Source organism: Erythrobacter sp. JB1-15 (assembly GCF_057365035.1).
This window is the reverse complement of the sequence record NZ_CP200295.1, coordinates 379,155-391,517: the sequence shown is the minus strand read 5'-3', so window position 1 is coordinate 391,517 and position 12,363 is coordinate 379,155. Positions and strand designations below refer to the sequence as shown.

At 58.3% G+C, this 12,363-nt stretch carries 10 protein-coding genes; 8 read left to right on the top strand and 2 right to left on the bottom strand.

The features are described 5' to 3' along the window. Positions 1 to 20: 20 nt before the first annotated feature. Positions 21 to 2,750 carry a TonB-dependent receptor domain-containing protein gene (locus AC0V6L_RS02060; RefSeq protein WP_486152676.1) on the bottom strand — a complete coding sequence of 910 codons (2,730 nt, stop codon included), beginning with the start codon at positions 2,748 to 2,750 and terminating at the stop codon, positions 21 to 23. 123 nt (positions 2,751 to 2,873) lie between these two features. After that, entirely contained in the window at positions 2,874 to 4,445 is a 1,572-nt protein-coding gene (locus AC0V6L_RS02055; RefSeq protein WP_486152674.1) for a hypothetical protein, read from the bottom strand. Between the two features lie 326 nt (positions 4,446 to 4,771). Between AC0V6L_RS02055 and AC0V6L_RS02050 the strand changes: the two genes are divergently transcribed. From AC0V6L_RS02050 to AC0V6L_RS02015, 8 genes are all read left to right on the top strand, one after another. Then, a complete protein-coding gene (locus AC0V6L_RS02050) occupies positions 4,772 to 5,179 on the top strand; it encodes a tetratricopeptide repeat protein (RefSeq protein WP_486152672.1) in 408 nt (135 codons plus the stop codon). A 177-nt stretch (positions 5,180 to 5,356) separates the two neighbouring features. Further along, on the top strand, positions 5,357 to 6,013 hold the full coding sequence (locus AC0V6L_RS02045) for a lytic transglycosylase domain-containing protein (protein ID WP_486152670.1): 657 nt from the start codon (positions 5,357 to 5,359) through the stop codon (positions 6,011 to 6,013). A gap of 19 nt (positions 6,014 to 6,032) precedes the next feature. Continuing rightward, positions 6,033 to 6,356 carry a TrbC/VirB2 family type IV secretion system protein gene (locus AC0V6L_RS02040; RefSeq protein ID WP_486152668.1) on the top strand — a complete coding sequence of 108 codons (324 nt, stop codon included), beginning with the start codon at positions 6,033 to 6,035 and terminating at the stop codon, positions 6,354 to 6,356. A gap of 24 nt (positions 6,357 to 6,380) precedes the next feature. Continuing rightward, positions 6,381 to 6,665: a VirB3 family type IV secretion system protein gene (locus tag AC0V6L_RS02035; protein ID WP_486152666.1), complete on the top strand. Its 285-nt coding sequence runs from the start codon at positions 6,381 to 6,383 to the stop codon at positions 6,663 to 6,665. 42 nt (positions 6,666 to 6,707) lie between these two features. After that, the gene (locus tag AC0V6L_RS02030; protein WP_486152664.1) at positions 6,708 to 9,149 is read left to right on the top strand and encodes a VirB4 family type IV secretion/conjugal transfer ATPase; all 2,442 of its coding nucleotides are present in this window, start codon (positions 6,708 to 6,710) and stop codon (positions 9,147 to 9,149) included. Next, entirely contained in the window at positions 9,149 to 10,348 is a 1,200-nt protein-coding gene (locus AC0V6L_RS02025) for a TrbL/VirB6 family protein (RefSeq protein WP_486152662.1), read from the top strand. The genes AC0V6L_RS02030 and AC0V6L_RS02025 overlap by 1 nt, the downstream gene beginning before the upstream one ends. After that, the gene (locus AC0V6L_RS02020) at positions 10,345 to 11,163 is read left to right on the top strand and encodes a TrbG/VirB9 family P-type conjugative transfer protein (protein ID WP_486152660.1); all 819 of its coding nucleotides are present in this window, start codon (positions 10,345 to 10,347) and stop codon (positions 11,161 to 11,163) included. The genes AC0V6L_RS02025 and AC0V6L_RS02020 overlap by 4 nt, the downstream gene beginning before the upstream one ends. 49 nt (positions 11,164 to 11,212) lie before the next feature. Then, entirely contained in the window at positions 11,213 to 12,349 is a 1,137-nt protein-coding gene (locus AC0V6L_RS02015) for a TrbI/VirB10 family protein (RefSeq protein WP_486152658.1), read from the top strand. Positions 12,350 to 12,363 lie beyond the last annotated feature (14 nt).

Here is a 12,363-nt window from a genome sequence, read left to right as displayed (position 1 = left end):
GCTAGTACCAGACAGGCCGCTTAGAACTCCGCCTTAAGCCCCAGTGAGAAGGAGGTGCCAACATCGAATGTGTTGATCTCAATCCGGTTGCCATTGAGCTCCTGAAACTCGAAATTGTCCCGTCCAAACAGATTTCGCGCTTCGAATGAAAGCTCCAGCGGCAAACCGCCAAGGGTCAGCTCTGACCGGGCGACGAAATCGAGAGTGAAGCCGGGATCTTCGACCACATCGGGCAGCGCGCCGCCGCGCAGCGTTATCCGTTCCGAGGCGTAATTGACGAAGAACGTGAATTGCTGCGTTTTCTCAGTGTCTTCCAGCCCAATGGAGATATTGGCAAGATGATCGGATTGCCCAACCAAAGCCGCGCCATCGTCAAACAGCTGATTGGCTGCCTGGTTCTCGTTCCCCGGCACAGGCGCGATATCGCCATCGCCAACCGAGATTGAGGATTGGGTGTAGGTGTAGTTGGCGATGATCATGATCTGCTTCGTTTCAAAGAAGCTGCCGCCAAGATCATACAGATCAATGCCGTAAACCAGATCAAGCTCTGCCCCGAACAGTTCAGCCGACGGCGCGTTGGCAAAGCTGGTAAGGATCTGGCCTGAGGCTGAGACAAGCGTGTTTTCAATAGGGTTCTGGATTTCCTTGTAGAACCCGGCAAGGCTGACCCGGTCGGTGCCGCTGATGTAGTATTCAGCGCGCGCTTCAAGGTTGGTCAGTTCGCTGTCTGTAAGGAAGGGGTTGCCGCGGAAACGGCGGTTGGATGCGGGATCGAAATAGGTCTGCTCCACCAGCTCGCGGAATTGCGGACGAGCGATGGTTTGAGACGCTGACAGGCGCAATTGCAGCTCGTCAATTGGAGAATAGGTGACGGTGCCTCCGGGCAGGAAGTAGTCATTGCCAAGGTTGGTTGCAGTCGCCCCTGCGATTGGGCTGTTGAAGACGGACTGATCGAGATCAACCGTCTGGGCTGCATCCTCATAGCGCACGCCTGCTTCCAGCGTCAGCGTATCGGTGGGCACCCAGCGGAACAGGCCATAGCCAGCGTAGATCTCTAGCGCTGCATCGAAGACGGGGAAGGGGGTCGCCTCTGTCAGAGTGACAGTGAAGCCTGCAAGCGTCGCCCCATTGATGATGTCACCCGGACGGCGAAGGCCCAGTGCCACGGCGACATTCTCGTCAAGCCCGGCAAGATCAGGGTTCGATGTGTCCGGCGTGATAAACGGGCGAAACTCGCGGCTGGAGGAGCGCCTGTCAGTGTCGTTGTAAGCGCCGCCAATGGTGACTTCGAACGTGTCAGTAAGCGCATAGGAGAGATCAGCGCCAAGAAAGCGGTTCTCTTCGGTCAGATCATCAAACGAAGCGGTCGAAATACCGGCATCGGAAAGCTGGTTGAAATAGGCAACAAACTCATCGCCGAACGGGCTGGAAGGGATGTTGGTGCGGGTGTAGCTGAAGGTGGTGTTGAACGGCGCCTCGCGGTCAGTGCGGGCGTATCCAGCGCGAAGGTCGATCTCGAAACTGTCGAAATCGAGCTCGGTCACCAATTGGGTGTCGATCAGTTGGCGTTCAAAGAAAGCGGTTTGCTGATTGATAAAGTCAAATCCGTTAAGGCCGGGGAAGGGGTCAAACGCTTCCTCGAGCCGGGCGGTCTTCAAAGTGTCGCGGATATACAGATTGGTCCAACGCACAGTGTGCGGGCCGAAATCGAGACCAAGTCCGAGCAGCGCGTTGAACAGCGCGTTTTCATCGGTGATAAACGTGGTGCTGGTTTCAAAGACTTCGGATAGATCGCTGCTGCCGCTTTGCGATAAGACGCTGCGATTGCGCAGGCTGTTCTTGAGCGAAGCGGTGGCAAGGATGCCCAGATAGGTGTCATCGCCAAGCTCTATCGACGCGCCGCCGGTGATCGAGCCGGAGAAGTTGGGCCGCTGATCGCTAACGCGTTGCAGTGTGACAAGATTGGCCGGAAACAGCTCTCCTGCGATCCCTTCGGCGGTTGCGATATCGACTGTGCCGATGCGTTCGCCGCTGTCGATGAAGGCTTGCAAATTGGTCGGGATATCGCGGTTGCCATTGTCGAACCCGAAGGAATCGAGGTCTGATCCGAAATAGGTGAGGCCGTTTTGAAAAGTGGTCTCAGTGTCGCCGCTGACGCCGAAGCTGACCGAGAGGAAATCCTCAACCGGCACAGCCTTGGTTGTCAGGTTGATCACGCCGCCGCCAAATTCGCCCGGGTAATTGGCCGAATAGGTCTTTTGCACCAGCGATGAGGACACGACATTGGTCGGGAAGATGTCGAGCGGGACAACCCGGCTCAAAGGTTCAGGGCTGGGCAAAGGCAAGCCATTGAGCAGCGCGAGCGAATAGCGATCACCAAGCCCGCGCACAAACACGCGGCCATCTCCCACTAAGGCCAGACCCGTCACGCGGCTCAACGCGCCAGCAATATCACCTTCGCCCGTGCGCGCGATATCCTCTTCGGAAAGCACGGTAAGCACCTGTGTCGAGGAGCGTTCAGGATTGCGATTGCGGCGGCCTGTGACGATGATCCCGCCGCCCGGAACCGAAACATCGGGTTCGTTCAGCGTTTCATCAGATTGCGCATCATCGATGGCGTCTCCATCCAGATCGCCGCTGCTTTCATTTTGCGGATCTGCCGCCGAAGCGTCCTGTGCGTGAAGAACAGACGGAACGGACAGAGCTGTGCTGAGAAGCAGCAATCCTGCCAGACGCTTGCCGATGGACATAATGTGAGACCCCCTCATGACTAGGCCTTGGTACTGGGAACAGCCGATTTTGCGGCTTGTATTGAACAATCAAGGGAGGTGCGCGAAATGCCGCTGCATCTCCCCCGATTGCAGATACGAAGATTAGCTGACCGGCAGCGACGTGCAGGCACCGCCAGCGCTGCCGAAATCGGCCGTGGCCGAATTGCAGGTCCAGTCGCCGAAATCGGCTGTGATGTCGCTTTCAACCCCGCCCACAAATGTCGAAGCGCTAAAGAAGCTTGAACGCGCGGTGGCATCAAACGCGGCCACGGCGCCTTCATTTGCCCCGTTCACAAACACGCCGGTAAGCGAGATCGTGAAAGCCAGGTCGCTGTTGGCATCGAACAATCCGGCGAGCGCTGTATCGCTTGCCGCATCATTGTTGGCGCCGCGAACCGGACGTGTCCCATCGCAATCACCAACCAGTGAGTTCAGCCCGATAATGGCATCCTGCGTCGGTTGCTCATCAACGCGGAAGCACAGGCCAGACCCGTTGTCATCGGCATCAAGCACGCCGTTCGAAAGCGCCAGCGCCGCACCGCCGCGCGCCCGCACGATTTGCGATGAAGCCGAAGAGCGCTGCACAAAGGTGAAATTGTTCACCTGCAGCTGCGTTTGCGGCTGAGCATTGCCCGGCGTGCCGTCACCCAGATCATCAGGGGAATCGAGTTCGATCAAGCTGTCGCCGGTGTTTGCTCGCTGCGCCACCACAACCGTTTCCAGATTGACGCGTGCGCCCGTGTCCACGTCGAGTGAGTCGTCCGATGCGCCGATCACGGCAATATTGCTCGCGTCAAACTGGCCGCCGAAAAATTCGAGGCCATCGTCAGAGCTGTTGAATGAGAAGACATTGTTGATCGTCGTGCCGCTGCCAACACCGCCGGTAGTCAGTGATTGCAATTCGTTCGATTGCTGAAGCTCAAAGCCTGAATAACGGATCTGGTTGTAAGTGAACGAACCAGAGCTGTCGGCATCGTCTGCCCCGCCAAATGGCGTTGCAACCACGGTCCCTTCGAGCTGCTGTTCGCAGGTCGGGTTGGTAGTGAAATCGCCCGGCGTCGTGTTGAACACCTGTGTTGAGCAATCTGAAACGCGTGCCCGGCCAAGCAGGACGACACCGCCCCATTGCGCCTGGCTGTTGTCATTGCTGACACCGATCACATTGTCGCGGCTGGTCCAGATGATTGGATTGGTTTCGGTGCCGTCCGCTGCAATGGCATTGCCGCGATTGACGACGAAGAAGCTTTCCGCCTGTGCAAACAGGATCACGCCCGGTTCGATGGACAAAGTCACATCAGTGCCCGTGCTGTTAAAGCCTTGGTCTGTGCCCACATTCACGCGGTTTTCGATCTGATAAAGAAGACCGTCGATCGCCGGCAGGTTGTCGTCGACCGTAAATGTCGAAGGCAAAACGCACACGCGATATTCGCCAGTGGGGCCGCTGATGGTGCCGGCATCGGTAAGGCCTGCGGGCGTGCTGATGGTGGGGCAGCCCGATGCGGGAGTGACCTGTGCCTGTGTTGGGGTGGGGGTTGGCGTTGGGGTGGGTGTGGGCGATGGATTGTTGATGATGATATCGCCGCTGGTGCCGGGCGAGACGATTTCGTCCGCGCCGCAACCGGCCAAAACAACAAGACTGCTACCAAGTACGAGATGACGTTGAAGAGTATTCACAGCGAGCGGTCCCCTCAAAAAAACCGAGAATCAAAAAAGCGCGAAAAACTTCGCTGGGGCCTCCGCTAGGGACGGTAAGTGACAGAATTTTTGCAGCCTCGCGGTGAATACGTAAGGACTGTCATATCAGTGAAAAAAAGCCGAAGCGCCCTAAGGCGTGTCGCTTTCTTAATCGGGTCGTCACACCAGTGTCACAATTTGATCCATAAAAAATAGCGTAATATCAGAATGATAAAACGCAAAATGACATAAATACGTATATATGACATTTTTATTGCAATTTCTCTCAGCCGCGCGCATGATGATCTCATTGAAGGAGATAAATCATGCTGACCCCGTTCCTGGCCGCTATTTTGGCCACACAGGCCGTCGCAGAGCCCGCCGAAACGCAAACCAGCGCCGCGCAGGATGCCCCGGCTGAAGTCAAATCCGCTGATTTTCAGGCAGAAGCGCTTGCCGCTGGAAATGGTGATGAAGCGATCGTCGCTTTGGAGCGAGTGCGTGCGCGGCATTCTGACGACCCGGCGGTGCTTATCAATCTGGGTGTCGCCTATGCCCATCGCGGCGATGATGCGATGGCGCGCAACCTGTTCAAAGCCGCCTTGCAAAGCCGCACCGAACAATCGCTCGAAACCGCCGATGGCGAAGTGAATTCGCGTAAACTCGCACGCAAAGCTCTGTCCATGCTGGAGCGCGGCGAATTGCGGATGGTGAAAGCTTCGGTTCAGCGATAAACCCGTGTAACGCTTGATCTTCGGATCAGGCGCACATTTTTTGAGGCAAAGCGTTGTCCTTTGCCGATGGTGTGCAAACACCCTTAAAGAATTATGTCTAGGCTCACCCTACTGTCACCTGTCTGTCACTTAGGCTAGACATGGCAGCACGAGGACCAAATGCTGGGAGGCCCAGACATGATTCTAGCGCGCGCATGCTGTGTTGCGGTAGCCTTTACATTCGCTTTGACAGGCGCTGCGGCGCAGGCTGATGTGATGGAACTGGATGCTGATGGTGCCCGCTGGGTTGCTGGCGGGACGGCTGGCGTTGTCGCGCTGCCCGCAGGGGAAATGGCGGCTCCCACTGCTGGCGCTGCACCTTCTGATGACATCGGCGTCAATATCGGCGCTCTGATTGTCCCTGACATCGCGATCTCAAACACGGCCGCCCACAAAGCGGGCGTGCCTGCGAGGTATGTCGCCAAGGTCGAAGAATTGTCCGCGCGTTATGCACTCAGCCCCAGCCTGATTGAGGCGCTGGTATGGCAAGAAAGCCGCTGGCGCGAAAACGCGGTGTCTCACGCAGGTGCGCGGGGTCTTGCACAATTGATGCCGGGCACTGCCAGATATCTCGGCGTGAACCCCGATGATCCCATGCAGAACCTAGAGGGCGGGGCGCGTTATCTGCGCGAACAACTGAACCGCTTTGATGGCAATCTGGAACACGCTTTGGCCGCCTATAATGCGGGGCCGGGCCGAGTAATTCGTGCAGGCGGTGTTCCCAATATTCGTGAGACAAGAAACTATGTCGCGGCAATCATGGGCCGTTTGGCCAATCATTCGCGCGTCAATTGATAGGATTATGGACAGCAATATGAACCTGGTTTCCCGTTTTTCGGCTCGTATAGCCGCTTTTATGACACTGCTTGCCATGCCCGGCATCGCGTTTGCGCAGGCGGCAGGGCAGGGAGCTGACCCAGCTGGATCTGGTCCGATCAATTCTGCGCTGTTGTGGTTGCAGGGCACTTTGCTGGGCACTGTCGCCACCACTGTCGCGGTAATGGCAGTGGCTGCGATTGGCTTTATGATGCTGACAGGCCGGATGAACTGGCGGTTCGGCGCCACGGTGATTGTCGGCGTGTTCATTCTGTTTGGCGCGACCACAATCGTTGCGGGCATTCAGGCAGGAGTGGGTTAACCATATTATGCTAGGCCGCGCATCATGAGCGAATTGAACCGTCATCCCGTGCACCGCGCACTCACTCGCCCGCAAATGTTTGCCGGCGTGACGATGAATTTCTTTATCATCAATCTGATGGTGACGACGATTGCGTTTCTGATCCTCAAGAGTTTCTGGATCATTCCCGTGCCAATTGTGATGCACGCGATCGGCTATTTCGCATCTTTGCGCGAACCGCGCATCTTTGATCTGTGGATCACGAAAGTTTCCAAGTGCCCGCGTGTGCCCAATTACAAATGCTGGGGCTGCAATTCTTATGCTCCTTAAAGGAGCACAAGCAAAGACCCGCCTGAAGGAGGGCTGGTTGATATGGTGAAATGGATCGGACCGGCTGCCTGGAGCGCGAAAGAAGCGCGTGTGGGCGAGCGTCTGCCGTATGAACGGCTGATCGATGAAAGCACGGTGCTCTTGCGCGATGGCTCGGTTATGTCCGCGATCCAGGTGCCGGGTCTTTTGTTCGAAACCGAGGATTCCGAAGCGCTCAACGCCCATGCCGCCACGCGTGAGGTGATGCTGCGGTCCACATTGGATGCGCGCTTTGTCCTTTATCATCACGTCATCCGCCGCCGGGTCGAGGTTGAGCTGGATGGCGAATTTCCCGATCCGCTCTCGCGCCATATCGATGCGCGCTGGAAAGAGCGGCTGGCGGGCGGATCATTGTTCATCAATGACCAGTTCGTTACTCTCATCCGCCGCCCCGCGCGCGGCAAAGCGGGTCTGGTTGAAAAGGCGAGCAAGTTCTTTGCACGCGCCGGCCAGGATGCGCTCGAAGCGGATCCCAAGGATGTGCGCAGTCTTAAAGCGGCGATCACCGGGTTGACGGCATCCTTGTCCGCTTATGGCGCGAGCGTTCTTGCAGACTATTCATCGCACGATAACGGCACCAATTCTGAAATGCTGGAATTGTTGTCAGCGCTTTACAATGGCGAAATGCGCCCTGTTAGGCGCCCGCATGCGGATACCGATATCGGCGATATGCTGCCCTATAGACGGGCGAGTTTTGGGCTGGATGCGATGGAATTGCGCGGATCTGCTGATCCCGATTTCTCAGCGATTTTGGGGCTTAAAGATTATCCCGAGGCGACATCGCCGGGCTTGCTCGATCCGCTGTTGCGCTTGCCTTATGAGATGATCGTCACCGAAAGCTATGCGCCCAATGAGCGCACGACATCGCGTGAACGCATCGATCTGGCGCTGCGCCGATCGCGCTCTGTCGATGAAGAGGCGGCCGCTGAGCGCGCTGATATGATGGCGGCCCGCGATGCCTTGGGCAATGGCGCGGTTGGATTTGGCGATCACCATCTGACGGTGCTGGTGCGCGAGACATCGCTTAACCGGCTCGATGATGCGTGCGCGTCATGTGCAGCCGCTTTGGCAGATACGGGCGCGATTGCGGTACGAGAAGACACCAATCTGGAGCCTGCTTTCTGGGCGCAATTCCCCGGTAATGAGGAATATATCGTGCGCCGCGCGCTGATATCCTCGGCCAATATGGCAGGCTTTGGCAGCTTTCACGGTTTTGCCTTGGGCCAAGCCAGCGGCAATCATTGGGGCGATGCTGTGACTTTGCTGGAAACCACCAGCGCCACCCCGTTCTTCTTCAATTTCCACCACGGCGATCTGGGTAATTTCTCGGTCATTGGCCCGTCCGGTTCGGGTAAGACCGTGGTGATGAATTTCCTCGCCGCTCAAGCTCAAAAGTTCAAACCGCGCACCATCCTGTTCGACAAGGATCGCGGGGCAGAGCTGTTCATTCGCGGCATTGGCGGGCGCTATGACAAGATCGCCGCTGGCGCGCCCACAGGCTTTAATCCGCTCGCGCTGCCCGATACGCCTGCCAACAAGGCATTCTTGCGCGATTGGCTGGGCGTGCTGCTGAATGCAGACGGGCCGGAAGAATTCGCGCTGATCTCTGCCGCTGTTGACGCGGCCTATGCCAATGACAGCCGCTTGCGCCGTCTGCGCCATTTCAAGGAATTGCTGGCCGGCGCACGCCGTCCGCAGCCGGGTGATCTGGCTGACCGATTGGCAGCGTGGATCGGATCGCAATCGGGTGATGACGGCGAACATGCATGGCTGTTCGATAACGAGGCTGATCTGCTCGATCTCGACACCCGCGTGCTTGGGTTTGATATGACTGCGCTGCTCGAAAATCCGCGCCTGCGCACGCCTGTTATGATGTATCTGTTCCACCGCATTGATGAGCGGCTGGATGGCCAACCCACCATGATCCTTATCGATGAAGGGTGGAAAGCGTTGGATGATGAGGTGTTCGCTGCACGCATCCGCGATTGGCTGAAGACCTTGCGCAAACGCAATGCGCTGGTGGGCTTTGCGACGCAATCAGCGCGCGATGCATTGGAAAGCCGGATTTCGACCGCTCTGGTTGAGCAGACCGCGACCATGGTGTTCATGCCCAACAGCCGCGCGCGGCCCGAAGATTATTGCGACGGGTTTGGACTGACCGATCACGAACTCGCGCTCATTCGCACTTTGCCTGCGCATTCGCGCTGCTTCCTTGTGCGCCAACCCGATGCGAGCGTAGTTGTGCGCCTCGATCTGTCAGGCGCGCCCGAAGTGCTGACGGTGCTTTCCGGCCGTGAGGCATCGGTGCGTCAGCTTGATCTGCTGAGAGAGGCCGTTGGTGATGAGCCAAGCGCCTGGTATCCCGCGCTGACCAACACCGCCTGGCCTGATGGTTCGCTGGGGCTGGACCAGCACGGCCAGCCGATCCCGCAGGCGGCGGAATAATGGCAACAAGCTGCGATCTTGTTGCTGAGGAAATGGGTGCAGGCGTCGCCGCCGCGCTGACAGCGGTCGATTGCATCGCCAGCCAGGTGAGCGAGCAGGCGTTTGGGCGGCTGTTCGGCAGCGATGGGCAGATGGCCTTGGCGCTGACATTGATGCTGGTCTTCTTCATCGCTTTTTTCGGCATCAGCCTGATGCTGGGACGGTCTAACCTATCAGTCAGAGCGCTGGTTCCCAAGATCATGACCATGGGTCTGGTGCTGACATTTGCGACCAGTTACGTCGCGTTTTCCAGCGTCTTCTACAATATCTTTGTCGAAGGGCCCGATGAAATTGCAGGCGTGCTGACCGGCACCGATGGTTCCGCCACTGCGACTTTTGCAGCCAAGCTTGATGTGGTGTTTCTCGCCATTCAAGAAGCGAGCGGCGATGCAACAGACATCAACACGTTTTCGCCCGAAGGGATGATGTGGCTGGGCGCAATGTTGCTTTTGCTCGGTACAGTGGGCCTGCTGGTCACCGCGCGCATTGGGCTGGCTCTGCTGCTGGCGGTGGGGCCGATCTTTGTTGTGCTTGCGCTTTTCAATGGCACGCGCGGGCTGTTTACCGGCTGGCTTAAAGGCATGACCATGCTCGCGCTCGCGCCTTTGTTTGCGGTGCTTGGCGGGTCGATCATGCTTGAAATGGCTGTGCCCATTCTTGCCGCTTTGGTCGCTGTGCCAAATGAGATTGACCAGCAGGCCGCAATGGCGTTTTTCCTTGTCGGTGCAGTGCATTGCGCCCTGATGTTTATGAGCCTGAAAGTCGCGGCCACTATGGTTTCCAGTTGGCAGGTCTTTGGCCTGGTCCCCTCAAAAGAGGAGCGCGCAGCATATGACACTGCGCGCCCGGCGGCTGCGAGCACCCAGATGCTCGCCCCTGACAGAGCTGCGCGCACCGCCAGTGTGGCGGCCACAACGGCGGGCCAGCGCCGCATTGATGTGCGCGCGCCTGCGACCGGGATTGCGGCCAATGATGCAGGGTCTGCGGGTACCAGCACAGTGCGTGAGACCAAGGTTTACGCCACATCAGGCGGCAGCGGGCAGGCAGCGCCCCTATCGCCCAGCGCATCGCGCACTCGCGGGATCGGCAATCGGTTCCGTTCAACATCCATCAGCGGCGCAAAAGGTGGGGCCGCCCCAAAACCGGAGACCCCGCGATGAAGCGGCGCATCACCCTTTTACGCCTTCCTCTGTTGGGTTTGGCAGCGTTCAGCCTGCTGGCGGCCAATCCTGCGGCGGCCAATGATCCGCGCCTGCGCACGCTGGTTTATGACGAGACTGCCGTGGTCACGATCAATGGCCGGGTGAAAGTGCAAACCACGATCAAATTCGCCGAAGACGAAGCGATTGAAAATGTCGCGATCGGCGACAGCTCTGCCTGGCAGGTTCAGCCCAACAAAGCGCAATCGATTCTGTTTGTAAAACCGCTGGCGACAAATGCTCGCACCAATATGACAGTGGTGACGAACAAGCGGACTTACCTGTTCGATCTGGTCGCATCATCGCGCAATCGCCCGCTTTATGTGATGCAGTTCCGCTATCCAAAGCTTGAGCAAGCCAAGGAAGAAGCGCGCCTTGCCGCGATTGAAGAGGCAAAGCAGGAACAGGCCAATGCCGCTGAATTGGCTGCGGCCAGCGATCCTTATGCCGTGGTCGATCCCGCGCAGCTTAATTTCGCATGGGACGGCGATGGCGATAAAGATCTGCTGCCCGCGCGCGCGTATGACAATGGCGAGGCGCTGTTTCTCACCTGGCCCAAGGATGCGTCTGTTCCCGTGATCCTTGTCACCAATGATGACGGTGATGAAGGGCCTGTGAATTACACTGTGCGCGGAGAGACAATTGTGGTCGATCAGGTGCCTGCGCAAGTGATCCTGCGATCAGGCCGCGACAGTGCGACGCTGACGAATACGAGCGCTGTGCAGGTGTCCGCGCGCGATGAAAAACGCCGCAAGAAACGCCAGCGCGGATCATGAGGGGCCACATGATGCTTATGCAAACCGCCTTTGTGATGGAGACGAGATAATGCGCCTTGCCATGCGACTTCCGGCCAAAAAGGGCGGTTCAACCGATGGTTCGTCAGGCGGCGACCCGCGTGAGGGCGAGACCGCAGAAGTTATCGACCTTGCCAGCCGCAGCGCCTTTCCCGCTGTCACCCAGCGCAAGGCGGGCGGCGACAAATGGGGCCCGGCTTTGGGCGTTGCGATTGTCGGCCTGCTTGGCGCGACGACATTTTGGGCGATGAACGCAGCTCAGCAGGGCGCTGATGAAGCCACCGGAGCAAGCGCCGGTGAAACGGCTCCTGCGCCTGTAACTCCTGCAGCCGCGCCCGTTGTGGTGAAACCGGAACCGATCAAGCCGCCCGTCGCCCCTGTGGGTGCACCAGCGCCGGTTATCTCGCGCGCGCCGGGGGCTTCGGCTGTTCCTGTGGCCAATCCCTATGCCAGCCCGCAATTGATTTTTGATGCGTCCCGCTCAGCCAACGCGCCGCGCCTTGTCGAAGGAGCAGGCGCACCAGCCCCAACATCGACAACTGCTGCACCAACAGCAGCCGGCGGCCCGGCGGGCGAATTTGCCAGCCGCATTGGCGGCGTGGGCGGCGGACCTGCGCAAGCGACGCGCACGATCAATCAATCCACGACAGTCACCAAAGGCACTTTGATCCCGGCCATTCTGGAAACCGCGATCAACACCGATGTGCCCGGATTTGTGCGCGCTGTGGTGAGCCAGGATGTGCGCAGCTTTGATGGGACAAAGGTTTTGATCCCGCGTTCCTCGCGCCTTGTCGGCCAATACCAATCGGGCGTGCAAAACGGGCAAAAACGCGCTTATGTCATCTGGACAGATCTGACCCGGCCCGATGGCGTAACAATCAAGATCGCATCCCCCGCTGTCGGATTTGACGGGACCACCGGCCTTGCCGGCGAAGTGGATACGCATTTCTTCCAGAGGTTCGGGTCTGGTCTGCTGCTCTCGCTAATCGGTGCAGCTGGCACGATAGCGTCAGGCGGGGCGGGCCTTGTTGTGGCAGGCGGGCAGAACGCTGCCAGCACAGCTTTGCAGCAGGATGGCCAAATCCCGCCAACCATCCGCGTTGCCATGGGTGAACCGGTGCGGGTGTTTGCCGCGCGCGACCTTGATTTCAGCACGGTAAGCAATTGATCGCGCCAGCGATG